This is a genomic window from Pseudomonas wayambapalatensis, from assembly GCF_049942315.1.
Lineage (GTDB): Bacteria > Pseudomonadota > Gammaproteobacteria > Pseudomonadales > Pseudomonadaceae > Aquipseudomonas > Aquipseudomonas wayambapalatensis.
This window is the reverse complement of the sequence record NZ_JBNFMU010000099.1, coordinates 1-23690: the sequence shown is the minus strand read 5'-3', so window position 1 is coordinate 23690 and position 23690 is coordinate 1. Positions and strand designations below refer to the sequence as shown.

The window sequence follows — 23690 nt, the reverse complement described above, 5'->3', positions numbered from 1 at the left end:
AGCCTAGCCCTGCTGCAGGGCATCGACAATCACCTGCCGCAGCCAGCGATGCCCTGGGTCCCGATGTACCCGTTCCGGCCACAGCATCAGCATCTCGAACCCCGGCACTGCCAGGGGCGCTTCCACCACCTTGAGCCTGGGGTCGCTGACCACCAGCCGCTGCGGGAGCATGGCTACCAGGTCCGAGCCGGCCAGCACCGCCGCCAGCAGCATGAAATGCGGCACCGACAGCACCACGTTGCGCGCGAGCCCTTGTGCGGCCAACGCTGCGTCTGTCGGGCCATGGAAGCCGCCGCCGTCGGGTGAGACGATCACCTGCTCCAGCGCACAGAACTGCTTGAGTGTCGGCTTGCGCCTGAGCCCTGGATGGTCGACCCGGCCGACCAGCACGTAGCGCTCGACGAACAGGCTGCGCTGGCGCAGCTCTGCCGGCGCCTGCAGGGCAATGTGAAAGGCCATGTCGATCTCGCCGAGCTCGGCCTGGCGGACCAGGGCCGAAGGCTGCAGGTCGAGCACCGCCAGGCGTGTGCCCGGGGCTGCGCTGCGTAATCTGGCCAGGGCGGGCAGCAGGATGGTCGAGGCACTGTAGTCGGTGGCGGCCACGCGCCAGGTCCGGCGGGCGGCGGCCGGGTCGAAGGGTTGCGGCGCAGCGATGGCAAGCTGCAACGCCTCCAGCGCCTGGCGCAGCGGTGCGCGCAAGGCGTCTGCCCGCGCGGTCGGGCGCATGCCCCTTGGGCCGGGTAGCAGCAGAGGGTCCTCGAGCAGCTCGCGCAGGCGTGCCAACTGCACGCTGACGGTCGGTTGTGCCAGATGCAGGCGCTGCGCCGCGCGCGTCACATTGTGCTCGCTGAGCAAGGCGTCGAGGGTCACCAGCAGGTTGAGGTCGAGGCGGCGCAAGGAATCGTGCAAGGCAATACCTGGAATAGTGGATATTCATTTCAACTATATCGTGTGGCCGCCCATCATGGCTCGCATCCCTTTACGGAGTGCCACCATGAATGTGCTGATCGTCTACGCCCACCCTGAACCCCGCTCGCTCAACGGTTCGCTCAAGGACCATGCGGTTGCCCACCTGCAGCGCCAGGGCCACAACGTGCAGGTATCGGATCTTTACGCTATGGCCTTCAAGCCGCTGATCGATGCCAGCGACAATACAGCCGGCCAACCCGGCGTGCGTTTTCGGGTCTCGGAAGACTCACGCCAGGCCTTCGCCGATGGCACGCAGAGTGCCGACATTGCCCTGGAGCAAGAAAAACTGCTCTGGGCCGACGCCGTGATCCTGCAGTTCCCGCTGTGGTGGTTCGGCCTGCCGGCAATCCTCAAGGGCTGGGTCGAGCGGGTCTATGCCTATGGCTTCGCCTACGGCGTGGGCGAGCATTCCGACCAGCACTGGGGCGACCGCTATGGTGAAGGCAGCATGGCCGGCAAGCGCGCCATGCTGGTGGTCACAACCGGTGGCTGGGCCTCCCACTACGCGCCGCGGGGCATCAATGGCCCACTGGAGGCGATCCTGTTCCCCATCCAGCACGGCATCCTGTTCTATCCGGGGTTCGAGGTGCTGCCGCCGTTCGTGCTCCATCGCACCAGCCGCATCGACGATGCGGCATTCGCCGATGCCTGCCTGCAACTGGAGCGGCGCCTCGATGGTTTGTGGGGCGATACTCCGATCCCGTATCGGCGTCAGAATGGCGGGGATTATCTGATTCCCGAGTTGACCTTGCGGCCGGAGCTGGCACCGGGGGAGGAGGGGCTTGGGGTTCATCTGCTCGAGGTGTAAGCGGCTCGATTGCGAACTCCGGTGCGTCGGTTGTGCTTCGTCAGCCAGTTCGGGGGCTGGACGGCAGGCATGCACGGGTCATGGTGAAGCCGCCGATTTGCCACCCCCCCTTTTCTCCGATCGCCTGCGAACAGGTTGGTGGGGGAGTCAGCACGAGGCCGAGCGCTGCCGCTTGACCCGGTACATCTCGCCGTCAGCATGGCTGAGCAGGGCATCGGCATCGCGCCCGTCGGCGGGGTAGCAGGCGACGCCGATGCTGCAGGTCGGCATGGCGAGGCCGCCGAAGTCGGCATCCAGCGGCTCGACCATGACGGCCAGGATCTGTGTGACCTTGTCGAATACGGCGCTGTGCGACGGCAGGTCGGTGAGCAGGATGGCGAACTCGTCGCCGCCCACCCGTGCTACCGTGGCATGCGCGCCGGCACAGCGCTCCAGGCGCTGGGCCACCAGGCGCAGCACGCGGTCGCCGGCACTGTGGCCGTGGGTGTCGTTGATCTCCTTGAAGTCGTCGATGTCGACGAATAGCAGCGCCAGGGTATCGCCGTGCTGCTGCGCTGCCTTCAACGCAGCGTCCAGGCGGCTGTTGAACAGGGCGCGATTGGCCAGCCGGGTCAGCGGGTCGTGGTGGGCGAGAAAGCGCAGCTCTTCTTCGGCCTGGGTGAGGGCGGTGACGTTGCGCGCCACGCCGATGCGTGCGCCCACTTCTTCGGACCAGAAGGCCGCCCAGAGGATATGGACGACACCGCCGTCCTTGCGGATGTAGCGGTTGCGAAAGTCCAAATGCGCTTGGCCGGACATGACCCGGACGATCGAGGCGCGGGTGGCGGGCAGGTCGTCGGGGTGCATGTAATGCGTGATCGGCGTGCCGATGAGTTCCTCGGCGCGGTAGCCCAGCAGCGCTTCGCAGGCATCGCTGACGAATACGATCTGGTCGCCCTGGTCGACCACGAAGACGGTGTCGAGCATCAGGTGGATCAACTTGGGGTAGAGCGCTTGCAGGTCGACGGGCATGGGGCAGGTGTCCGGGTCGTGAGACTCGATCAGGGCCAGATCGCAGAAGGGCCGACGAGTCATCCTGCGCGCGCCCGGCACCCTGGCGGTACCGGCCGATCGTTCGCGGCCACTGCACAGCCTACAGGGTCTGGCCGTTATGGCCAGCAGGGGGGTGAAAAATAGTGGCAGGCGCAGCCGAACGTGGGCAGTGATGGCATCATGCGCCGACGAATGGCATCGTGCAGCGATCATTGCTGGCACCTGTCGGTTTCTGGTCCAGACTGTCTGAACCCTGTCGCCCTTCTTGCCGCCTACCGAGACGAGGGTCACCCATGATCGAGCCCCACTTCTGCCGGACCCTGCTGCTGTCGCTCACCTGGTGCTTGCTGTCCCAGGGCGCGCTGGCGGTGGAGGCGTGCGCGGGCCTGACCGCCACGGGCAACCCCGAGTATCCGCCTTACCTCTGGCGCGACCCGCAAGATCCTCAGCGGCTGATCGGCGCCAATGCCGACCTGCTCAAGCACGTGGCAGGCGAGCTTGGACTGGACGTGGAGTTGAAGTATGTCGGGCCCTGGGGGCGGGCCCAGGAAGAGGTGCGCACCGGGCGCGTCGACCTGCTGGCCGGCTACTTCCTGACCCGGGCGCGGCAGAACGAGGTGGACTTCATCGAACCGCCGTTCCTGTACACCCCCAGTGTCGTCTGGGTGCGCAGCGACAGCGCCTTCCCCTATAAGGGCTGGGACGATCTGCGCGGGCTCAAGGGTGGGGTGCTGGTCAACAACAGCCATGGCGAGCAGTTCGACGAGTTCGCCCGCACCAATCTCAACCTGGAGGCAGTGCCAGGCGCCAAGCAAGCCTTCGAGAAGCTGCTGCACAAACGCAGTGACTACGTGATCTTCGAGCAGTTTCCAGGCATGGCCCTGGCGCGTGTGCTGAACGTGGACCAGCAGGTGCAGGTGCTCGAGCCGCCGGTGTCCAGCGAGGGGCTGTACCTGGCAATGTCCCATGACTCGCCGTGCAACCGGCCGCAGTTACGTGAGCAACTGGCCGCGAAGATGAAGCAGATCGTGTCCAGCGATCTGCCGGAACGCCTGGTGGCACGAAACCTTGAGCTTTGGCGTCAGCAGCAGGAGGGCGCGGCGGCGCCTTGATCCGGGCCTTGCTGGCGCGGCAAGACTTCCCGGTGAAAAACCCGGATAATGGCGCCCATTTCGTTTTACGCGCTGGTGTGCCCGCATGGAAATCAAGGTCAATTTTCTCGACAATCTCCGACTTGAAGCCAAGTTCGACGACTTCACGGTGATCGCCGATCAGCCCATTCGCTACAAGGGTGATGGCTCGGCGCCAGGTCCTTTCGACTATTTCCTGGCCTCTTCGGCCCTGTGCGCGGCGTATTTCGTCAAGCTCTACTGCCAGACTCGCGACATTCCCACCGAAAACATCCGCCTGTCGCAGAACAACATCGTCGACCCGGAAAACCGCTACAACCAGATCTTCAAGATCCAGGTCGAGCTGCCTGAAGATATCAGCGAGAAGGACCGCCAGGGCATCCTGCGCTCCATCGACCGCTGCACCGTGAAGAAAGTGGTGCAGACCGGCCCCGAGTTCATCATCGAAGAGGTCGACAACCTCGACGCCGACGCCCAGGCGCTGCTGATGCCGGTGTCCGACACCACCACCTACATTCCTGGCAAGGACCTGCCGCTGGAGCAGACCATCGCCAACATGTCGGCGATCCTGGCCGATCTGGGGATGAAGATCGAGATCGCCTCCTGGCGCAACATCGTGCCCAACGTCTGGTCGCTGCACGTGCGCGACGCGCAGTCGCCGATGTGCTTCACCAACGGCAAGGGCGCGACCAAGGAAGCTGCGCTGGCTTCGGCACTGGGCGAGTTCATCGAGCGCTTGAACTGCAACTTCTTCTACAACGACCAGTTCTGGGGCGAGGACATCGCCAACGCACCGTTCGTGCACTATCCGAACGAGCAGTGGTTCATGCCAGGCCCGAAGGACGCGCTGCCGCAGGAGATTCTCGACGAGTACTGCCTGGCGATCTTCAACCCGGATGGCGAGCTGCGTGGCTCGCACCTGTACGACACCAACTCGGGCAACAAGGCCCGGGGCATCTGCTCGCTGCCGTTCGTGCGCCAGTCCGACGGGCAGACGGTGTACTTCCCGTCCAACCTGATCGAAAACCTCTACCTGAGCAACGGCATGAGCGCTGGCAACACCCTGGCCGAAGCCCAGGTGCAGTGCCTGTCGGAAATCTTCGAGCGGGCGGTCAAGCGCGAAATCCTCAAAGGCGAACTGTGCCTGCCGGACGTGCCACAGGACGTGCTGGCCAAGTACCCAGGCATCGTCGCCGGTATCCAGGGGCTGGAGGAGCAGGGCTTCCCGGTGCTGGTCAAGGATGCCTCGCTGGGCGGTGAATTCCCGGTGATGTGCGTGACCCTGATGAACCCGCGCACCGGCGGTGTGTTCGCCTCGTTCGGCGCGCATCCAAGCTTTGAAGTGGCGCTGGAACGCAGCCTCACCGAGTTGCTCCAGGGGCGCAGCTTCGAGGGCTTGAACGATCTGCCGCAACCAACCTTTGAAAGCCACGCGTTGACCGAGCCGAACAACTTCGTCGAGCATTTCATCGACTCCAGCGGCGTAGTGTCGTGGCGCTTCTTCAGTGCCAAGGCCGACTTCGAGTTCGTCGAGTGGGACTTCTCGGGCCAGGGTGAGGACTCCAACGAGCAGGAGGCGCAGACGCTGTTCGGCATCCTGGAAGGGCTGGGCAAGGAAGCGTACATGGCGGTGTACGACGACCTCGGTGCCACCGCCTGCCGCATCCTGGTGCCGGGTTACTCGGAAATCTACCCGGTCGAGGACCTGATCTGGGACAACACCAACCGTGCGCTGGGTTTCCGTGCCGACATCCTCAACCTGCACAGCCTCGACAGCCGCTCGCTGAAGTTGCTGTACAAGCGCCTGGAGCAGGTCGAGGTGGACGAATACACCACCATCACCACGCTGATCGGCGTCGAGTTCGACGACAACACGGTGTGGGGCCAGTTGACCATCCTCGAGCTCAAGCTGCTGATCCAACTGGCGCTGCAGCGTTTCGAGGAGGCCAAGGAACTGGTGGAGATGTTCCTGCAGTTCAACGACAACACCGTCGAGCGCGGGCTGTTCTACCAGGCGCTGAACGTGGTGCTGGAAGTGGTGCTGGACGACGAGCTGGAGATGGACGACTACGCGCCCAACTTCCGGCGCATGTTCGGCAATGAGCGTATGGACGCGGCACTCGGCTCGGTGGACGGTAGCGTGCGCTTCTACGGGCTGACCCCAACCAGCCTGAAGCTCGAAGGCCTGGACCGCCACCTGCGTCTAATCGAGAGCTACAAGAAACTGCATGCGGCGCGTGCCCGGGCAGCCGGCTGACGCGTTAGCTCTGCCCCGGGAGGTCTGTTCAGCGGGCCTCCCACCCTTCCTGACATCCCTCCCCGCAGCCATGTGTCTCCTGGGCTGAACTTGGCGTCATACTTGCCTGTCAATGATGTAACAAAACTGTCATATATGGCTGACACAGGTTCCCACCCGATCCGATGCCTCACGCAAACCTACCCGCCAAGCACAGAGCGACGATCATCTGCTTCCATGAGCGGCGGGTTTTGCTCGTGCGCAAGAAAGGCGGTAAATGGAATTTCCCGGGTGGCCTGATAGAGCAGGGCGAGCAGCCGCATGAAGCGGCCGCGCGCGAGTTGCATGAGGAAACCGGCCTGAGCGGCCATGGCCTGCTGCACTTGTGCACCCTGGAAGTGGCAGGGATTCTCCATCACATCTTCACCACCCACCTGCACCCCGGCGATCGGCCGTGTGCGCGCAGAGAAATTGCGGCATGCACATGGATAGAGCGCCGTGGGCTGGGGCGTGCGCCGCTGACCCCCGCGGCCGAGGCGTTGCTGGCCTGCCAGATTCCGGCGCTGTCGACCTGGGCGGCCTGAAAATACAAGCCTTGCCGATCGCGGTGGGCAAGATTTGACGGCTCAGGCCTGCGCAGGCTGATCCTGGGTTGGGGCATCCAGCATCGCCTCGACCTCCAGCTTCAACCGGTCGGCCTTGCTGATGTACTTGGGCTTGTTGCTCCTGGGCGCCAGCTTGGCGTTGGCTTTCTTGGCGTGGGCCTTCAACAGCTGCTTGATCTTTTTCTGACGATTCATGTTCTCCACGCCCCTTGAGCGCATCCGCTAGCGAAACGCCGCGAGCTTAGCCTTGTGGGCATCGATGGACAAGGCAGATGCGCGCTGCTGGGTACGTTCATCTCTTTCTGCTAGCGTAGGCGGCCCTCTCAAATGGAGCGCTGGCCACCATGATCACCTACCGCCCGATGACCCTCGATGATTACGATGCCATCTTGGGGCTGATGCGCCAGACCCCTGGCGTTTCGGTACGTGAGGCCGACTCGTTCGAGGCTACACAACGCTACCTGCAGCGAAATCCGCAGTTGAGCTTCGTCGCTGCGGCGGGATCGGTGTTGGTCGGTTGCGCGATGTCAGGGCACGATGGCCGCCGGGGTTACCTGCAACATGTGCTGGTGCTGCCGGAGTTTCGTCGTCAGGGCATCGCCAGGCAGCTCGTGGAGCTGTGTTTGCAGGGCCTGGCCGAGCAGGGTATTCGCAAGTGCCACCTGGATGTGCTCAAGACCAACCCGCAAGCGGCCGACTACTGGGCCCGGCATGGCTGGCAATTGCGCACGGACATCGAGCGTTTCTCCTTCACGCGGGCGGGCGACGAGAACGCCTGAGTCAGCACTTGGCCGCCTGGCGGTGTGTTGCAACCAGGGCAGGGCCGGACGTTCGTGCGGACTGGCCTGGATTATTTCCCACGTCTGGTAAGGCCATGCAGAAGTGTGGCGAAGGGTGTTTCCTCGTTTTTATCGTACTCATGCTCCAGGTGGTGCTTCTCCAGAATCGGCATCTTCTTGATCGTGTATTCGACGGCCGCAACTTCATGCACGTCCGCGCTGTCGTCCACCCGTTCGAACGCGCCCGGCGTGAAGCAGGTCAGGTTTTCCCCCTTGGACACAGTGCTTGGAAACAGAATGCCGTCGTACCCCTGTGTTCGGATGACGTCGGCAAAAAGCTGGGTCACGCTGTAGAGGTAGCGGTGCTCGGGTTGCACCGGCACGTTCAATACCGCGGCGATGGAGAGGATATCCCTGAGTCGCTCGAGCCGTTCGTCACTCAGAAAGTTTCTGATATCGAAGTTTGAGAAGTCGGCGACCTCCAGGGGACGCGTCGAGCGGAACTTCGAGGTCGAGATCAGGTGCCCCGGATGAGGGCGTATCTCCGCCACGGCAGTCAGTACATCGGAGGCCAGGTACAGGATGGAGACCCGGGCGCGGTTGAACCTGCCTTCGGTTGCAAGGTGCAGCGGGGGCGCGCCGATTTTCGCCTCAGCGTAGGGTTGGTAGACGAAGCCATTGTCGGTAGGTGAAAGGCTGGCCAGTTCCGTCAAGCGTGACTGGACACCTACCCGTGCGCGATAGAATTCACTCCCGCATGTCAGCTTGCGGCTGATGTCGCCGCGCAGGCTCTCCAGTAGCCTGGCGACATCCGACTCCACTTCAAAGTGATTGTTCTCCAGTGCGCGCTTGACCAGCAAGCGCACCCGATCGCTGTCGTAATCGCGTAGGCCCCACAGCACATTTCCATCGTAGTAACCGCCCCCCAGCGAGATGTCTTCGCCGGATTCGGGGTACCAGCCGTAATCTTCCACCGGGAGCCAGATTTCGTCGGGAATGTAATCGCTGTAGCGCTTGGAGAGATTGAAGATGGTGTCATCCCTGGCCATCAATGCTTGCAGGCTGTCGCCACCGATGTGGTGGTTGTAGTCCCACTCTGAATAGTTGAGGCGCACGAGTGCACGCAGGATGCGCGTGATCCTGTAGTCCTCGACGCTGAGCCCTTTGCCATTGCTGCTTTTGCACGTGGGGCAATGCCTCAGGCGCTTGCCGCGCTCCTGCAGTTCTGCACGAAGGCTCGGGTCGCTGACGCAGAATTCGCAGATGAAAGATCGGTATGGCATGTGCCTCTCCAGCAGCCCACCCATCCGTGGGCATGTCGGTGTTCTAGGCTTCGGTGGTCGCTTTGTGTTCGTTCTTTCGTGGTTCTACGGGTGTCTGCTTGCGCAGATTGTGCAGGACGACTTCCTTGAACCGTGATGAGAGCCGGCTCAGTCGGTTATGCATGATGCTGGAGTACATGAAGGTGATCGCACAGACCAGGAAGATGACCAACTTGTGCTGCTGCGGGGCATAAAACAACGCAGTGAGCCCCCCGGCAAAGGCATTGAACGCCACCCCTCGGGCAATGCGATCCCTGCTGACGTAGGTTTCCATCGCCCTGACAGCGTCTGGGGCGGAGCGGGCAATGATCTCAGCGGTTTTTCCGTAGGGCTGCTGCTTGGGGCTACCCACGAGGCGTTGCCACAGCGACAGCACGCGGTCGCGCAGGCCCGAAAAGCGATTCAGCCGCGTATCGATCCACTCGTCCACCTGGGCGCCCCTTCTTATCAGGTACGAGGAGGTTGCATCGACGTAGATCCCCAGCACGTAGACGATCGGCAGGTAGATCAGAACGATGATCTCCTTGTAGTCCTTGAGCGTGCTCCAGGGAACCTCGGCAAAATAAGCGGGGTAATGTTCTCGGAGGATGGCGAGCATCCAGGCCGACGCGGCAATGCCGGAAATCAGGTATTCGATAAGCGCTACTGCGAACTGCATGGTGCCCTCGGTCAGGCTCGGGTGGGGGGGAGGGGTGGGGTGGCCGCGATGTGCAGGATTCTCCCATCGGGATGATCCGGGTTTAGCCAACAGCCGTCATGCTGTAGCCATTTGCTGGGGGTGAGGTCGACATCCTCGTATTGATTGAGCTGGATGCGCTTTTGGGTTTGCTTGCGCAATTGACGGACGTGCTTCATGGCCTGAGCGTGTGCAGCGACGAAGCCGGACTCGTTACCGTGATATTTGACCACGACGAGCCGTTTTCTCCCATCGGCTGGTGCCGTGAACTGTCTGAAGTAGCGTGGACGGTAGCGTTCGTCGCACTGTGCAAGCCAACCGACGACAAGGCGAGCAGCAGGCATCGCGCTCTCTGAAACCACCAGATTGGTGATCGAGTCAATGTTGTCCCAGTCGTTATCGCTGGAGGCTTTCTTGACCTTCACCGAGTCGTAGGCAATGCCATGGTGGCTATCAAAGTCAAGATAACGCTTGGCCGTGTCGTTGATGACGGCATAAAAGCCCTTGTCATTGCTTTTGAACAGGTCACTGAGCAGCTTTGCAAAATGACCGCTGTCGGGGTCGGCGTAGACGAAGTGGGTATCGTTCTGCAGGGTGAAGTAGCTGAACAGGAAGTAATCGCCTGGCTCGATTCCGCATTCCTTCAAGGCCACATAAGGATGGTCCGCCAGGTACAGCTTGCGCTCGCCATGGTCATTGAAGCGACCCATGCGAGTCTTTGCGGCCGGCGGGAAGAATTCATCGATATCGACCGTTCCACTCATGAAGGTATGTACACGTGCAGCCTTGATCCTGCGCACCCTTGAAAATACCGAGCCCTTGCAGTAAGTGCGAGAATCAAGAGGTACAGCACCCAGGCTGTAGGCGAACGGGTTCGATTGAGGCAACAGGTATTGGCGGATAGCTTCGCGGTAGCCTTGTACCCCGAAGATGGGATTGTAAGTATCGAAGCTGACAGTCAGCGGCGGAATGAATCGAAGCTGGAAGTTCATGCGTAGAGCCTTGGGACGTCCTTGCAGATATTGACCGAGGCACTCAGCGCGTTAGGCCAAGTTTTTTCTCGAAGTACACCCGGTTGAAGCCGTCCTCGCTGCGTCGGGCGATCTCGACATAGCCGAGCCTGGGGTAGAGGCAGAGGTTCTCGGTCATTCGTTCGTTGGTATAGAGCTGCACTGCATTCAGCCCGAGCTGGCGCGCGCGGCTTTCGCACAGGTTGATCAGCGCCTTGCCGACACCACGTCCGGCGGCACTGGGCAGTACGGCTACGTTTTCCAGCAGCATGTGGTTGTCGTCGGGGTAGAACACGATGAAACCTTGCAGGCTGGCCTGCTCGTCCAAGGCCACGTGTACCCAGCCCGCCGCGATCTGGCTGGCGTAGTCGGCCTGCATGGGGGCAGGCTTGCGGCCGATCAAAGGGATGTAGCGGGCATAAGCCTGCTCGGCGCAGGCCTGGATGGCGGGTTGGTCGGCGGGGGTGGCAGGTCGAATCATCGTGCGCTCTCCTGGGGGCGGATGCGGGCTGAACCCGCGGGCGCGATCAGACGCCCGCAGGCTTGCAACCTAGTGAAGATCCTTGAGCAAGGCAACCAGGCTGCGCATGTGCTCGACAGCTTCGGTTGCTGCCTTGGCCGGTGGCAGGCTTTCGCTGCGACGGATAGTGAAATAGCCGTCGTCCTGTGACGTTTTGCGAATGCCGCGCCGTGCCCGTTCGGCGTTGGCGATTTCGATCAGTGGCTCACGGTACTGCGCGTGCACGGAGTTGAGGTAGATGTAGGAGTTGATACGGAAGTGGTCGCCTTCCTGGCGGATCAGGAGCGCCGCCGCAAACAGTGTGCCCAGATCCGGGTCAAGGAAGCGTTCGAACTCTTCCAGGCTGAAGTAGGTGATGACCCGACGAGGATCGGTGGTGAGGCCGTCGAAAGCTTCGTTTAACGCTCTGTGGAACCGAGCGAACTTGCGTTCTTTCAGGCACCTGTCCCACACCTGCGGTCTACGCGCATAGAGCTGGAACAAGCGCACATTGGCCTTTGCATCATTGCCCGTCGGCCCGTTGACCAGTGCTGCCAGATCCTTGGCGCGCGAACTCGGCGCATTGGGGGTGAGGATCTTGTGCAGGGCGTCGAGTGCCTCCTGATGCTTGCTTGCCACCGTGGTGACCAGCTTGCCCAGGCCGTCGCCTTCGGCGATCTCCTCTTCTTCCTGGATGGCCTTGCGAAACTGCGCCAGGGTGGATTTCACGTGAGGCGCGGTCCACTGCAGTTGTTCGATCTGGGTGAGGAACTCGGTCAGCCAGGTGTACCCAACCGGAATCCACTGGTCGTGCTCCGGGTCGTTCTCGTGGCCGTCGAGGAAGATATGGATGCCGCGATAGTTCGGGTAGAGACTGGTCAGGGCTTCGTAGTAGGTCTTGGTCTGGTCTTCCCCCTCGTGATGACCAAACTTGTTTTCGATGGCGATGTAAATCTTGGCCGCCGGGTCCAGCGCGAGTACGTCGATATAGCGCTTCTGGTTGCGCAGGCCCAGTTCGGCCTCCGTCATCACCATGAGCGAGGAGAAGGCCAGGGTCTGTACGTTCGAGGCGGCCAGGAAGCGGCGGTCATTGAGGCTCAGGTTTTCGATATGGCCGGATTGTCCTGCCCGGGTCAGCAGCGACTTGATCGCCTGGTCACCCAGCCCGTGCCCCTGGGTCGGATCGATCAGCCAGGCGAGGAAGCGGGATACGTTCACTTCCTTGGGGAAGCAGATCTGAAGAGCGTCGCTGTGGGTCGACAGCGCGAGCATCCGTTGCACATCCGGGTCGCCGTACAGGGCGTCCACCAGAGATTCCAAAGTCATACGAGTCCTGCAATGAAGGTGGGAGGTTGGGAGGGTTTACGATCAGCAGGCCTCGATCGGGCTGCGCTGTTGCTTGAGGAAGTCCAGGCAGTTCTTGCCTGCCTGCACGTCGATGTCACCGCGTTCGATATCAACGCACACGTGGTAGACGAACGGCTCATGTTTGGCGGCATAGCGCGCAGGGCGGGCGTCGGCATTGAACATCAGGATGCGATAGCGTGCGGGTGTCGACGCCTTGCGCAGTTTCTGCAGCGCAGTGGCTTTCTTGCCCTGGAAGAAGGATGGCGCCACATTGAAGGCCTCACCGATCAACGTCTCGGTCGGGGAACTGGCACGAATGTCATAGCCGTTCTTGTCCTCATTGCCAAATTCAACGGTGTATTCGGTGAACGGGAAAGTGGCTTCGCGCAGAAGGCCGGCGACGCCATTGAGAATGACCAGATCGGACATGATCCTGTTGGCCGCTTCGAACAGCGTGACGTCGGGGTAGGGGCCTGTACCGACCTTTACCCGCTTTATCGAAGTCAGCAACTGCACGCCGCTTTGGCCCTGTATCGAGGCGCCGATGCAAGCGAGGCTGTTTTCGAACTCCTGCTTGAGCGCTTGGATGTTGGCGGCGTTGAGTGTTCTGACCGGTTGTTGCATCGGCGGGTCCTGTATCCGATTGTGGAGAGCTGAATCAGGCGGTAGAGGCATTGTGCCACTAATTCTGTGTGGCGTGCCATTTGGGCGGTTGCGCTGCCAGGACCTACGGCTGCATCGATGATTGCGTGATACGTATCGCGGTACGTTATCTGGCTCGTGGGAGCGCTGGTTTGCGGCTGCGACTTGCCCGCGAAGTAGACACCGCGGTGTACTTTTCGCGGGCGAGCCCGCTCCCACAAGGTGGCAGCTGTTCACGGGGTGGAAAGCCGGGTACACGGAAAACCCCGGTAGGTCCGAAGACCTCCCGCGCACAGCTGCCATAAAGGGCTGCCGCTTTCCATGTATCCGGGTTTCCACACCCGGTCGCTGAACACCAGCGACCGGGGAAGCCTATTGGCCAGGCTTCCCCAGGACAATCAGACGGGAGTCGACAGGTTGCGTAGGGTATTTCTCTGTGGTCATGGCTCTCTGTCGGACGTGGAGTAGTCCGCTGTAGGAATTAGCTCTTTATCGCGGCGCTTGCGGCAAGCCCAGGCTGTGCTCAGCGACCACGCCCCAGCGCATCCGGATTGGCCACATTCATCGGCGCACCCTCGAAAAACGCCCGCACATTGTCGAAAGCATCACCGAAGTACAGCTCGTAGCCCGCCTTCTCCACATACCCCAGGTGCGGCGTGCACAGCACGCGCGGGTGCTGGAGCAAGGGGTGGGCAGGGTCGAGCAGCGGTTCGCTCTCGTACACATCCAGGGCAGCGAAGCCCGGGCGTCCATTGTCCAGCGCCGCGAGCAGGGCACCCGGGGCGATCAGCTCGGCGCGGCTGACGTTCACCAGCAAGGCGTCGGGCTTCATGCGTGCCAGGTCATCGCCGGTCACGAGGTGGCGAGTGCTGTCGGACAGGCGCAGGTTGAGGCTGACAATGTCGGCGTCGGCAAAGAACGCCTCGCGCGAGGCTGCAGCCCGGTGGCCATCGGCCTGGGCGGCAGTGCGGCTGCCCTCGCTGCCCCATACCAGCACCGGCATGTCGAAGGCCTGGGCGTAGCGCGCCAGGCGTTGGCCGATCTTGCCGTATCCCCAGATCCCCAAGGTCTGCCCCGCCAGGGCCTGGCCCAGGTTGACCTGCCAGCGCCCTTGCCTGAAGGCATCGATCGCCGGGACCAATTGACGGCGAGCGTTGAGGATCAGCGTCCATGCCAGCTCCGCCGGCGCCACCGGCGAGCCGCGGCCTTCGGTCACGACAACGCCACGGGCGGTGCAGGCTGCCAGGTCCAGATGGCTGGATACCTTGCCGGTCTGGCTGATCAGCTTGAGCTTGGGCAACCGGTCGAGCAGCGCCGCGTCGATGCGCGTGCGTTCGCGGGTGAGCACCAGCGCGTCGGCATCGGCAAAGCGCTCGACGAGCTGGTCCTCGGTGGCCGGTTGCAGTTGGTGGAGCACAGTGACCTGGTGGTTGCCCAGGCGGGCGAAGCAGTCGAGCGTGCGGATCACATTCTGGTAGTCGTCGGGGATGACAATGTGCATGTGCGGCGGTCCGAGCGGGTCTGGGGGAGGTCAGACGATAGCCGAATTCGCCAGCGCTGCACGAGCCCTCTTCAGTGTGTATCGCCACCGCGCGACAGCGCCTGGAGTACGGCCATCGCCCGTGCGGCGTCGCTGCTGGCGACAAAGATATGGTCGTGATAATAGGCGGCGATCACGTTGCAACTGATGCCCGCTTCCCCAAGTGCGCTGGCGAAGGCGGCAGTGAGGCCGACGGCATCGAGCGCGGAGTGGATGGTCAGGGTGATCCAGGCCGCGACGAAGCTGTACTCCAGGCCCAGCGCATCGGCGCGTGAACGGTCGAGGATCGCGGTCAAGCCTTCCTGCTCGCGGAAGCTGCCTAGCACTTCGCTGCCCTGCAAAGCTGCGCTGTCGGCCACGGTGCAGAACACGTATTCGCCGGGGTTGAGTTTGGGGCTCATGCCGCGCAGCAGCGCGGTGAGGGATTTTTCGCCTGACATGGGGGAGCTCTGCGTCTGAAAAGTTCGCCAGTGTGCCTTGCCGGTACTGATCAGTAGAGCGAATGTTGCTGATGGCCGATTAGCCTGGCTTATGTAAACAACGATGGACGCGGGGTTGAGGCCCGTGGAAGATTGATTGCCCTTTCCCGCCAGACTGTTCCCCCGCAAAGCGAGTGAAGCAATGGATCTGAAATTCAGTCATGTCGATGTACTGGTCAGCGACCTCGAGGCCGCGTGTGCGTATTACGCACGGGTACTCGGTGCGCGGATCTCGAAAACCCAGGTCTGGGAGCGCGGCGGTCTGCATGTGCGCTACGCCGTGGTGCTGATGGGGGCGGAGCGTTTCATGCTGGTCCAGCCGCTGGCAGGCAATCTCAAGACGCTGCTCGAGACCCAGGGCGAGGGCACCATCTACCGCCATTGCTATTCCACTCCGGACATCGAGGTGGTGTACGACCAGCTGATTGCGCAAGGTGTTCAGCCCGAGGACGAAAATGGCAACCCGCTGGCCCGGAATGACCTGCAAGCGCCGGGAGGCGGGCGGATCATCTGGTTGCCCAAGCAGTTCGGGCACTTTTCGATCGAGATCCTCGAGGCCGAGGGGCTGGAGCGCTTTATCGAAGAGGTGTTTGCCTGAGGCACTGTCGAACTCGGTCGCTCACCGCAAGATCAGTGGGCTATAGGCGAAGCGTCCCGTAACCTTGACGGCGTTACCAGGGCTGTGTGCCCTTGGCCGAGGGGTGATTTGCCGGTATCGATCGATACCGGCACAGGTCGGTCACCAAAGCACGATATCGTAGGTCAGGTAGAGCCGATTGCTATCGCGGCCACGGGCGAAATCCGAGCGGTACACGTAGTTGCGCAGCTTGGCGCCCAGCCCCTTGAACGGTCCGGATTGCACAACGTAGGCCAGTTCCGCGTCGCGTTCCCATTCGCGCAACCCGTCTTCGCCTGAGCGGTGGTTGTCGCCACTAAGGTAGCGGGTCATGAAGGTCAGTCCGGGAACCCCTGCGGCAGCGAAGTTGTAGGCATAGCTGGCCATCCAGGTCTTTTCGTCTTCCTCGATGAATTTTCCGATACCGACGTTGCTGAACGAATACACGGTCGCGCCGCTGATGTAGGGCAGGCCGGCGTCGCCGCGCAGCACCTGGTAGCCGGTGCCGAAGGCATGGCCGCTGTGGCTGTAGGTCAGTTGCCCGCTGAGCATGTGGTTGTCGATGCGTCCGGCCTGGGCCGCGCCGTCGTCGCGGCTCCTGAAATAGCGCAGGTCGCTGGCAAGCGTGCCCCCGCCCAGCGGCAGGTCATGTTGAATGCCGGCGAAGTCCTGGCGGTAGAAGTCGCTCAACTCGCCGTGGAAATAACTCAGGCGCAATTGCTTGCTGACCGCGTAGTCGGCGCCGCCGTAGCTGAAATCGCCGGATTCGCGACCGCTGTAGCCGTCCAGAAACAGCCCGGTGCTGTTCGATGAGTCGCGTAGCTTGAAGCGATCCAGATGTCCGAATGTGAGGGTGAGGTTGTCGAGGTCGTTGCTGACCAGTTGGCTGCCCTGGTAGGTCTGCGGCAGCAGGCGGGCGTCGTTGTAGACCAGCACGGGGGTCTTGGGCAGCAGTGTTCCGTGCTTGACGACTGTCTTGCCCAGGCGTGCCTTGGCAGTGACGCCGGCGCTGGCGAATTCTTCAGCGGCGTGGCCGTCGTCGTGCACCGGCAGCAGGCCTGTGCCACTGCGTCCACGACCAGAGTCCAGGCGTACGCCAAGCAGGCCCGACGCATCGATGCCAAGCCCCAGGACACCCGGGGTATAGCCGGATTGATAATCGAGCAGAAAGCCTTGGGCCCATTCCACTCGTTCGCTCTTGGCGTTGGCGGCAGCACGGCTGCTCATGCCGTGTTCGTCACGGAAATTCTCGTTGAAATAGACGTTGCGCAGTTGCAGCTTCAGTGTGCTGTCATCGATGAAACCGGCAGCGCCAGCAACTGGCATGCAGCCGCAGAGCAGGGCACAGCCGGCCCCTCGCAGAACGATTCGAGACATGATCGGTACTCTAATGTGGGTCGCACAGAGGGCGGGCGCCAGTTGGCGCCGCGCAGTGGTTCAGACGAAGAAGGACAGGGCGCCGGTGAGCAGCGCCAACGCGGTGATCACCAGCGAGGTCAGCACCGCCCATTTCACCGTGGCCTTCTGGAAGTCACCGATGTCGCGGTCGACCATGCCCACAAGCAGCAGGGTCGAGGCCACCAGCGGGCTCATCAGGTGCACCGGTTGGCCGAGCACCGAAGCCCGGGCAATCTCCACAGGATCGATGCCGTAGGCTGCCGCAGCGTTGGCCAGGATCGGCACCACGCCGAAGTAGTAGGCATCGTTGGAGAGCACGAAGGTCAGCGGCATGCTGGTCAGCGCCACCACCAGCGGGAACCAGTGGCTCCAGGCCTCTGGGATCCAGTCCACCAGCGTCTGGGCCAGCGCATCGACCATCTTGGTGCCGGAGAAGATGCCGGCGAAGATGCCCGCTGCGAACACCAGCAGCACCACGGTCATGGCGTTGCCGGAATGGGCGAGGATGCGTTCTTTCTGCACCTCGAGCTGCGGGTAGTTGATCATCAGTGCCGCCACGAAGCCGATCATGAACAGGATCGCAGCGTGCATCAGGCCCATGACCAGGGCACTCATCACGATGATCACCAGCACCAGGTTGACGTAGGCCAGGCGTGGGCGTTTGTGCGGGTTATCGCCGAGGATCTCCTTGATGTAGCAGTTGCCGCCCCCGGACTCCAGCGCCACGTTGCCGATGCGTCGGCGTTCGGCACGACCGAGCAGGAACGCGGTGAACACCACCCAGGCGGCACCTCCGATCACCGTCGGCAGCATCGGGATGAAGTACTCGGTCGCATCCAGGCCAAGCGCGGCGATAGCGCGGGTCGCCGGGCCACCCCAAGGGCTCATGCCGCTCATGATGCTCAGCGACAGCATGGAAATCGTGGCCAGAATCATCGGGTTCATGCCGATGCGCTTGTACAGCGGCAGCATCGCCGCACAGGTGATCATGTAGGTGGTGGTACCGTCGCCGTCGAGGGCCACCAGCAGTGACAGCAGCGCGGTGCCGATGGCGATCTTGATCGGGTCGCCATTGACCCGCTTGAGGATCTTGCGAATCAGCGGGTCGAACAGGCCGGCATCGATCATCAGGCCGAAGAACAGGATGGCGAACAGCAGCAGGGCGGCTGAAGGCGCAACCATCTTCAGGCCGTCGAGCATCATTTTGCCCAGGTCCGGGGCGAAGCCGCCGATGAGGGCAAAGACGATCGGCACCACAGTGAGCGCGACGATCGGGGACAGGCGTTTGCTCATGATCAGGTAGGTGAAGGTCACCACCATGACCAGGCCTAGGAGTGCAAGCATGGGTCGTTTCTCTTGTTTTTATTGTCGTCATGGTCGCCTGGCGCGCAGGCGTCCGCCAGCCCCCGCCCGAGGCGGGGGATCAAGTGAGGTGAATGTCAGTGAGTACGATGGGGTGGGGTTGCAGCCTGGGTAGGCTGCCAGGCCTGCTCGGCCGGGGTGTCGGCTTTGCCGTTGGCCAGGGTGCGCATGAGCGTTTCACGGTCGCAGGCGTTCTCCGACAACGAAATGACCACGGTGGCTACCGCATTGCTCGCCAGACTGGTGAGGGCCCGCGCCTCGGACATGAAGCGGTCGATACCGATCAGCAATGCAAGGCCGGCCAGCGGGATGTCGTGGATGACCGTAAGGGTCGAAGCCAAGGCGACGAAGCCGCTGCCGGTCACACCTGCAGCCCCTTTGGACGACAGCAGCATGATCGCCAGCATGGTCAGGATCTGGCCGAGGCTCAGATCGATGTTGCAGGCCTGGGCGATGAACACCGCGGCCAGCGACAGGTAGATCGCGGTGCCGTCGAGGTTGAACGAGTAGCCGGTCGGTAGCACCAGGCCCACCACGCCTTTCTTGCAGCCAAGAGCCTGGAGCTTTTCCAGCATGCGTGGCAGCACCGGCTCTGTGGACGATGTCCCCAACACCACCAGGAACTCTTCGCGCAGGTAGCGCAGCAGCTTCCACAGGCTGAAGCCATGTGCCCGGCAGATGCCGCCCAGCACCACTATCACGAAGAAGGCGCAGGCAATGTACAAGGTGCCGATCAGCTTGGCCAAGGCGCCGAGCGAGGTGATCCCGTACTGGCCGACGGTGAAGGCCAGCGCGCCAAAGGCACCGATCGGGGCGAAGCGCATCAGGTAACCGAAGATGCGGAACACCATCTGCGAGGCTGACTCCAGCACCTCCAGCACCGGCCTTGCGGATTCGCCCATGGCTGAGAGGGCAAAACCGCAGAGCACGGCGATGAACAGCACCGGCAGCACTTCGCCTTTGTCGAAGGCACCGATGAAGGTCTCGGGGATGATATGCATGAAGAAGTCCACCACGCCCAGTTTGGCGGCGGAGGTGGTGTATTGGCTCAGGCCCGCAGTGCTGAGGGTCGCTGGGTCGATGTTCATGCCCACGCCTGGACGGAACAGGTACACCGCGACCAGGCCGATGATCAGGCTGACCACGGTCAACACCAGGAACAGCAACAAGGTCTTGCTCATCAGCCGACCCAGCGAACGGCGGTCGGTCATGCCGGCGATGCCGGTGACGATGGTGCAGAACACCACGGGTGCGATCATCATCTTGATCAGCTTGATGAAGGCATCGCCCAGGGGCTTGAGCGCAACGGCCTGTTGCCCCCAGAAGTGTCCGACCATCACGCCTAGCAGGACGGCGCAGAGGATCTGGAAGTACAGCGATTTCATGAGTTTCATAAGGCATCACCCATTATTGAAGTTGTGCGGATGCGCTGGATGGAGCTAAATCGGGCTTAGCCTGCGAGTCGCCGCGTGGACGGTGCGTAGACGAACCCCGAGAACAATCGGCGTGCGGTCCGTACCACCGAGGCTTGCAAGGTCTGGCCATCGGCACCGGAGCGCGACAGGGCGATGTCGATGACCCCGCTTGGATGCTCCAGACGTACCTCACGCAGGGCCTGGGCCTGTTCGCCGAGCAGGTCGCCGATCACTGTGCCCGGGCTGACACAGGCAGTGGCCAGGCCGATAGCGCCGGTGATCGCCAGCGCCCGGTGGCAGTTGTGCGGCATGAAGTAACGAACCTGCAGCGTGCCGTCGAAGCGTGGGGCAGACACGACCACCGGCTTTGGGATCACCATGTTGCTCACATCTCCCAGGCCCATGGCCCGGCCGGCTTTCAGCCGCAGGGCTTCGAGGCGTTTGAGCAGCTTTGCATCGGCGTCCAGTTGAGCCGGGCTCTCGCTGCCCTCAAGCCCCAGGTGCCGGGCGTCGACGATCATCATCGGCATGGCCATGTCGATGCAGGTGACTGGTACGCCATCGATCACCTGCTGGGACTGGCCAGTGGGGAACAGGCTGCCGGTCTTGCTGCCGACGGCATCGAGGAATGTCAGGTGCACGGGGGCGGCTGTACCTGGAACGCCGTCGATGGCGGTACGACCCTCGTAGCGCACGATGCCGCCAGGCGTCTGTACCAGCGAATTGACGAATGTGCCGGTATTGAGGTTGCGGATGCGCACCAGCGTCTGGCCGTCGTCACCTTTGACCAACCCTTGTTCGATGGCGAAGGGCCCGACCGCGCACAGCATATTGCCGCAGTTGGGCGCAGTATCGACACGGCGCTCGGCGACCATCACCTGCACGAACAGATAATCGACATCGGCATCGGGGTGCAGTGAAGGGCTGATGATCGCAACTTTGCTCGTCTGTGGGCTGCCACCGCCAATGCCGTCGATTTCCAGTTCATGGCCAGAGCCCATCAGGGATATCAGCATCTCGTCGCGCTCGACGATATTGGACGGCAAGTCCCAGGCATGGAAGAAGGGGCCTTTGGAGGTCCCGCCGCGCATGAGCACACAAGGAATTCGTTGCATGAAATCTAACTCTTGTTGATCAATGGGCATCATTGATGTGTCTGGGACAAGAGTGACAGGGGTGGATAAATCAATCCAATGCAAATATCGTCGCTATTATTGCGTTTTATAAATAAATTGACGGCCAGTGTCTGAAAGAGAATCAGCATGGAATATGAACTTCAGGACATACGATCTTTCGTGAAAATCGCCGAACTGGGTAGTTTTCACGAGGCAGCGGAGGTTTTGCATTTATCGCAGCCCGCCTTGAGCCGACGCATCAAGAAGCTCGAGGATGGCCTTGGGACACCCTTGCTCGAACGCACCACGCGGCGGGTCGGGCTGACCAGTGTCGGGCGTGACTTTCTACCCAAGGCCCGGCGCCTGCTGGACGATTTCGAGGATTCGATCCTGAGCATTCGCGAGCTGGCCGAGCGCCAGACCGGGCAGGTGACTCTGGCCTGCATCCCCACGGCAGCGTTTTATTTCCTGCCCTCGGTGATTCGCCTCTACAACGAGCAGTACCCCAAGATTCGCATCCGCCTGCTCGACCTCAGTGCCAACGATGGGCTTGAGGCGGTGCTGCGTGGCGAGGCCGATTTCGGGATCAACATGATGAGCGGGCAGCATCCGGACATCGAGTTCGTCCCACTGGTGCAGGAGCAGTTCGTGCTGGCCTGTCGGCGTGACCATGTGCTGGCCGGGCGCGTGTCTGTGAGCTGGACGGAGCTGGCAGAGCACCGGCTGATCGGGGTAGGGCGGCTGAGCGGCAACCGCATGCTGCTCGACCACGCGCTGTCGGGATTGGGGCTGCGGCCCAAATGGTTCTACGAGGTGCAGCACCTGTCGACCTCGCTAGGTATGGTCGAGGCTGGGTTGGGGGTGTCGGCGATGCCGAGCCTGGCGATGCCGGCGGCCGATCACCCGACCCTGGTCAGCGTGCCGCTGATCGAGCCTGAGGTGACTCGCACGCTGGGTCTTGTGTATCGCCGCGGCGCCTCATTGTCGCCAGCGGCGGAGAAGTTCGTCTCGATCCTGCTGGAACAGTGGCCGAACGTGTGATCCGCCCTGTAGACAGGGCGGGCCGCAGCGCCTCGATCAGCGAATCGCCACCGGGTTGATGTTCACCTGGGTCGAGCCTTTGTAGAGCGGCTGGCCAAGCACGAACATGAACTCGAAGGCCTTGTCCTTGACCAGCTCCCGGGTATCGATCAGCTCGAGGTTGTAGATGCCGCGCTTGGCCAGCATGAACTGGTTGACCGGGAACTCTTCGCCCCTGGGGTTCGGATACACCTCCGAGGCCCAGGTGTCACCGCCGAAGGCGACGATGCCCTGGTCGGCCAGCCATTGCGCAGCCGGCAGGTCGATGCCGGGCTCGGTGGCGAGGAACTGCGCGTTATCCTTGCCGATCAACTCCAGCCAGCCGGTGTTGAACAGCACCACATCGCCTTTGCGCAGGGTGATGTGCTGCTTTTTCAGCACGGCCTGGATGTCGGCGACGGTAAACGCGGTGCCGCCGGGAACGATGGCCTTGCCGTAGTGTGCGGTCATGTCCAGCACCACGCCGCGCGTCACCATCGGCGGCACCTTTTCGATGCCCAGCCTGGTCACGCCTTCGACCGTGACAAAATCGGCAGCCTTGTTGCCGTTGTAGTAGACGTTGTCGATGCCGATATGGCCGATGCCGTTGAGCTGGGTACCGACGCCGGTCCAGCCGTTGACCAGTTCATCGTTGAAGGTGAACTTGTTGCGACCGAGGGTCTGGCCGGCCTGTTCGCCGGGCTGGATGTTGTAGAGGTGGAAGCTGCGGTGGCGGAAGGCCGGCAGGTCCTTGCTCACCGGCACGGCGAGGGGGTAGGTCTTGCCGGTCTTGATCAACTCGGCGGCCTGCTTGACCACCTCGGGGGTGAGCAGGTTGGCGGCGCCGATTTCATCCTGTGCGCCATAGGGCGACGCTTGCCAGTCGGCGGCCAGTGCACTGTGCGCGGTTGCGGCCAGTGCGGTGGCCAGGAGCAGGGGTTTGAACACTTTCATGGAATCTCCGAGGTGTGAAATGAAGTCGGGAGATTCTCGGCAGCAGGTGGCTTGGGAAAAAGTAGCGGTCGGGACAATCACTTTTGCCTGCAGGTCAACAGGGCTGCCCACCTGTGCGAAGGCTCCGGCGTCGCCCTGCAACGTCGGAGCCGATGACACTCAGCCCAGGGTCTTGGCCAGCGCCTCCAGGCCGCCTTCATAGATGCCCTTGAACAGGGCTTGAACCTCAGCTTCGCTGACGCCGTTGGGTGTGAGCTCGCCGAACCACTCCACCAGGCTGCCATCACCGTCGGCCTTGATCCGCAGGGTCGCCAGGTAGTCGCCGATCGGGAAGGGGCTCTGCAGGATCGAGTAGCTGTAGCTGCGCGCCGCTTCATCGAAATGCTGCAGGCGCTCGACTTCGTCTACTTCACCGCGCCTGACATTTTTACTAGGGTCTGTATGAAAAGCCTTGAGACGAAGGTCAGGCAAGGCGAAAACAGCCGAAGAACGGCCGGGGTCGCGCTCGACTTTACGGGTTGTAAATGAGCATTCCGAGGCTGTTTTCAACGCAGCATCACCGAGTATCAAGGTTTTTCATACAGAGCCTAGGCCGCAGTCGCGGCGGCCTGACAACCAAAATCCGTATGCTCTGCGACGCCAACGGGATACCGTTGCGCTTCCTTCTCTCTGGCGGCCAAGCCAGCGACATCAGCTA

23 protein-coding genes and 2 pseudogenes are annotated in these 23690 nt (G+C 62.2%); 8 read left to right on the top strand and 17 right to left on the bottom strand.

Translation table 11 applies throughout. The annotated features are described in order from the left end of the window. Positions 1-3: 3 nt before the first annotated feature. The gene (locus tag ACPZMI_RS04335; protein ID WP_426351747.1) at positions 4-909 is read right to left on the bottom strand and encodes a LysR family transcriptional regulator; all 906 of its coding nucleotides are present in this window, start codon (positions 907-909) and stop codon (positions 4-6) included. An 85-nt stretch (positions 910-994) separates the two neighbouring features. Here ACPZMI_RS04335 and ACPZMI_RS04330 point away from each other — a divergent pair, with 85 nt between their 5' ends. Beyond that, positions 995-1777: an NAD(P)H-dependent oxidoreductase gene (locus ACPZMI_RS04330; protein WP_426351746.1), complete on the top strand. Its 783-nt coding sequence runs from the start codon at positions 995-997 to the stop codon at positions 1775-1777. Positions 1778-1924: 147 nt separating this feature from the next. Here the strand turns inward: ACPZMI_RS04330 and ACPZMI_RS04325 are convergent, their stop codons facing one another. After that, positions 1925-2788 carry a diguanylate cyclase domain-containing protein gene (locus tag ACPZMI_RS04325; protein ID WP_426351760.1) on the bottom strand — a complete coding sequence of 288 codons (864 nt, stop codon included), beginning with the start codon at positions 2786-2788 and terminating at the stop codon, positions 1925-1927. Positions 2789-3102: 314 nt separating this feature from the next. Here ACPZMI_RS04325 and ACPZMI_RS04320 point away from each other — a divergent pair, with 314 nt between their 5' ends. The 3 genes from ACPZMI_RS04320 to ACPZMI_RS04310 all read left to right on the top strand — a co-directional run bounded on the left by ACPZMI_RS04320 (position 3103) and on the right by ACPZMI_RS04310 (position 6759). Continuing rightward, positions 3103-3921, top strand: a complete 819-nt coding sequence (locus ACPZMI_RS04320) for a substrate-binding periplasmic protein (protein WP_426351745.1) — start codon at positions 3103-3105, stop codon at positions 3919-3921. Positions 3922-4006: 85 nt separating this feature from the next. Next, entirely contained in the window at positions 4007-6196 is a 2190-nt protein-coding gene (locus ACPZMI_RS04315) for an OsmC domain/YcaO domain-containing protein (RefSeq protein WP_426351744.1), read from the top strand. A 164-nt stretch (positions 6197-6360) separates the two neighbouring features. Next, positions 6361-6759, top strand: a complete 399-nt coding sequence (locus ACPZMI_RS04310) for an NUDIX domain-containing protein (RefSeq protein WP_186664088.1) — start codon at positions 6361-6363, stop codon at positions 6757-6759. Positions 6760-6801: 42 nt separating this feature from the next. Here the strand turns inward: ACPZMI_RS04310 and ACPZMI_RS04305 are convergent, their stop codons facing one another. Further along, complete coding sequence (locus ACPZMI_RS04305; protein WP_288374990.1) at positions 6802-6975, bottom strand: DUF2986 domain-containing protein; 174 nt, start codon at positions 6973-6975, stop codon at positions 6802-6804. 149 nt (positions 6976-7124) lie between these two features. Here ACPZMI_RS04305 and ACPZMI_RS04300 point away from each other — a divergent pair, with 149 nt between their 5' ends. Next, positions 7125-7559: a GNAT family N-acetyltransferase gene (locus ACPZMI_RS04300; protein WP_186720535.1), complete on the top strand. Its 435-nt coding sequence runs from the start codon at positions 7125-7127 to the stop codon at positions 7557-7559. Between the two features lie 71 nt (positions 7560-7630). Here ACPZMI_RS04300 and ACPZMI_RS04295 read toward each other — a convergent pair whose 3' ends face one another. The 8 genes from ACPZMI_RS04295 to ACPZMI_RS04260 all read right to left on the bottom strand — a co-directional run bounded on the left by ACPZMI_RS04295 (position 7631) and on the right by ACPZMI_RS04260 (position 15035). Continuing rightward, positions 7631-8842, bottom strand: a complete 1212-nt coding sequence (locus tag ACPZMI_RS04295; protein ID WP_411382681.1) for an RES family NAD+ phosphorylase — start codon at positions 8840-8842, stop codon at positions 7631-7633. Positions 8843-8885: 43 nt separating this feature from the next. Then, the gene (locus ACPZMI_RS04290; protein ID WP_426351743.1) at positions 8886-9539 is read right to left on the bottom strand and encodes a hypothetical protein; all 654 of its coding nucleotides are present in this window, start codon (positions 9537-9539) and stop codon (positions 8886-8888) included. Positions 9540-9550: 11 nt separating this feature from the next. Further along, on the bottom strand, positions 9551-10549 hold the full coding sequence (locus tag ACPZMI_RS04285) for a hypothetical protein (RefSeq protein WP_411382679.1): 999 nt from the start codon (positions 10547-10549) through the stop codon (positions 9551-9553). Between the two features lie 43 nt (positions 10550-10592). Continuing rightward, positions 10593-11048, bottom strand: a complete 456-nt coding sequence (locus ACPZMI_RS04280) for a GNAT family N-acetyltransferase (RefSeq protein ID WP_411382678.1) — start codon at positions 11046-11048, stop codon at positions 10593-10595. A 69-nt stretch (positions 11049-11117) separates the two neighbouring features. Further along, entirely contained in the window at positions 11118-12392 is a 1275-nt protein-coding gene (locus ACPZMI_RS04275; protein WP_186707752.1) for a PDDEXK-like family protein, read from the bottom strand. Between the two features lie 42 nt (positions 12393-12434). Beyond that, positions 12435-13037, bottom strand: coding sequence for a hypothetical protein (locus ACPZMI_RS04270; RefSeq protein ID WP_426351742.1), 603 nt, complete (start codon positions 13035-13037; stop codon positions 12435-12437). 541 nt (positions 13038-13578) lie between these two features. After that, positions 13579-14556, bottom strand: coding sequence for a D-2-hydroxyacid dehydrogenase family protein (locus ACPZMI_RS04265; RefSeq protein WP_426351741.1), 978 nt, complete (start codon positions 14554-14556; stop codon positions 13579-13581). Positions 14557-14627: 71 nt separating this feature from the next. Beyond that, complete coding sequence (locus tag ACPZMI_RS04260; RefSeq protein WP_426351740.1) at positions 14628-15035, bottom strand: ACT domain-containing protein; 408 nt, start codon at positions 15033-15035, stop codon at positions 14628-14630. A 181-nt stretch (positions 15036-15216) separates the two neighbouring features. Here ACPZMI_RS04260 and ACPZMI_RS04255 point away from each other — a divergent pair, with 181 nt between their 5' ends. Beyond that, a complete protein-coding gene (locus ACPZMI_RS04255) occupies positions 15217-15672 on the top strand; it encodes a VOC family protein (RefSeq protein WP_426351739.1) in 456 nt (151 codons plus the stop codon). A 141-nt stretch (positions 15673-15813) separates the two neighbouring features. Here ACPZMI_RS04255 and ACPZMI_RS04250 read toward each other — a convergent pair whose 3' ends face one another. The 4 genes from ACPZMI_RS04250 to ACPZMI_RS04235 all read right to left on the bottom strand — a co-directional run bounded on the left by ACPZMI_RS04250 (position 15814) and on the right by ACPZMI_RS04235 (position 20980). Continuing rightward, positions 15814-17067 (bottom strand): OprD family porin, encoded by a 1254-nt coding sequence (locus tag ACPZMI_RS04250; protein ID WP_288374981.1) that lies wholly within the window; start codon positions 17065-17067, stop codon positions 15814-15816. Between the two features lie 60 nt (positions 17068-17127). Continuing rightward, complete coding sequence (locus ACPZMI_RS04245) at positions 17128-18432, bottom strand: CitMHS family transporter (RefSeq protein ID WP_186664122.1); 1305 nt, start codon at positions 18430-18432, stop codon at positions 17128-17130. Positions 18433-18527: 95 nt separating this feature from the next. Next, a complete protein-coding gene (dctA, locus tag ACPZMI_RS04240) occupies positions 18528-19844 on the bottom strand; it encodes a C4-dicarboxylate transporter DctA (protein ID WP_426351738.1) in 1317 nt (438 codons plus the stop codon). 56 nt (positions 19845-19900) lie between these two features. After that, complete coding sequence (locus tag ACPZMI_RS04235; protein WP_186707739.1) at positions 19901-20980, bottom strand: 4-oxalomesaconate tautomerase; 1080 nt, start codon at positions 20978-20980, stop codon at positions 19901-19903. Between the two features lie 147 nt (positions 20981-21127). Here ACPZMI_RS04235 and ACPZMI_RS04230 point away from each other — a divergent pair, with 147 nt between their 5' ends. Continuing rightward, positions 21128-22021 (top strand): LysR family transcriptional regulator, encoded by an 894-nt coding sequence (locus ACPZMI_RS04230; protein WP_054891435.1) that lies wholly within the window; start codon positions 21128-21130, stop codon positions 22019-22021. Positions 22022-22057: 36 nt separating this feature from the next. Here the strand turns inward: ACPZMI_RS04230 and ACPZMI_RS04225 are convergent, their stop codons facing one another. Next, positions 22058-22993, bottom strand: a complete 936-nt coding sequence (locus ACPZMI_RS04225) for a cyclase family protein (RefSeq protein WP_426351737.1) — start codon at positions 22991-22993, stop codon at positions 22058-22060. Between the two features lie 159 nt (positions 22994-23152). Then, a pseudogene (locus ACPZMI_RS04220) lies at positions 23153-23392 on the bottom strand (SRPBCC family protein); the annotation flags it as partial. A gap of 185 nt (positions 23393-23577) precedes the next feature. On the opposite strand from ACPZMI_RS04220, the pseudogene ACPZMI_RS04215 reads away from it, so the two are divergent. Beyond that, a pseudogene (locus ACPZMI_RS04215) lies at positions 23578-23690 on the top strand (IS5/IS1182 family transposase); the annotation flags it as partial.